Origin of the sequence: Psychrobium sp. 1_MG-2023 (assembly GCF_030689115.1) — a bacterium.
GTDB lineage: Bacteria > Pseudomonadota > Gammaproteobacteria > Enterobacterales > Psychrobiaceae > Psychrobium.
This window is the reverse complement of record NZ_JAUYVJ010000076.1, coordinates 1-921: the sequence shown is the minus strand read 5'-3', so window position 1 is coordinate 921 and position 921 is coordinate 1. Positions and strand designations below refer to the sequence as shown.

Sequence of the window (921 nt, the reverse complement as noted above, 5' to 3'; positions counted from 1 at the left end):
GATTGTCACTTAGTGTCATCCTGAAAGTGTTTAATTCAGGATCTCTGTTTTGCAGCTAAGCGTGAGATTCCGGCTAAAAACATGCCGGAACGACGAGGTGGGGATTGTCACTTAGTGTCATCCTGAAAGTGTTTAATTCAGGATCTCTGTTTTGCAGCTAAGCGTGAGATTCCGGCTAACAGCATGCCGGAACGACGGGTTGGGGCTGTCACTTAGCGTCATCCTGAAAGCATTTAATTCAAGAACACACAGCCTGTCATCCTGAAAGTGTTTAATTCAGGATCTCTGTTTTGCAGTTAAGCGCGAGATTCCGGCTAAAAGCATGCCGGAATGACGAGGTGGGGATTGTCACCTAGTGTCGTCCTGAAAATGTTTCATTTAGGATCTTGCTCAATGGCTCAGTTCATCATAAAGGTCTTGCCAACGTGGGTTTTCTTTCTCGATCAGACTTATTTTCCATTGTCGTTTCCAGTTCTTTAATTGCTTCTCCCTTGTAATCGCTTCGTACATTTCTTCGTGAAGCTCAAAGTAAATTAACTTACTTAAATTATATGTGTTGCTGAAGCCTTGGCATGATTTATTTTTGTGTTGCCACACTCGCTTTATTAGATCGCTGGTTACACCGATATATAATACTGTGTTGGATTTATTGGTCAGTATATAGGTAGCTGGTTGCATTTAGTTCTCCTTTTCTTGCTAGTGTAGTTCTGGTTTTAATTTTTTCCTGTATATGTATAAGAAAGAGATTCCGGCTAACAGCCTGCCGGAACGACGGCGTTGGGGCTATCACTTAGTGCCATCATGAAAGTGTTTAATTCAGGATCTCTGTTTTGCAGTTAAGCGTGAGATTCCGGCTAACAGCATGCCGGAACGACGGGTTGGGGCTGTCACTTAGCGTCATCCTGAAAGTGTTTAATTCAG

Annotated in this window: 1 protein-coding gene; it reads right to left on the bottom strand. The window is 42.8% G+C overall.

The genetic code is table 11. The features are described from left to right. Positions 1-390: 390 nt before the first annotated feature. The gene (locus tag Q8W26_RS17820) at positions 391-678 is read right to left on the bottom strand and encodes a GIY-YIG nuclease family protein (protein WP_101215591.1); all 288 of its coding nucleotides are present in this window, start codon (positions 676-678) and stop codon (positions 391-393) included. Positions 679-921: the final 243 nt, after the last annotated feature.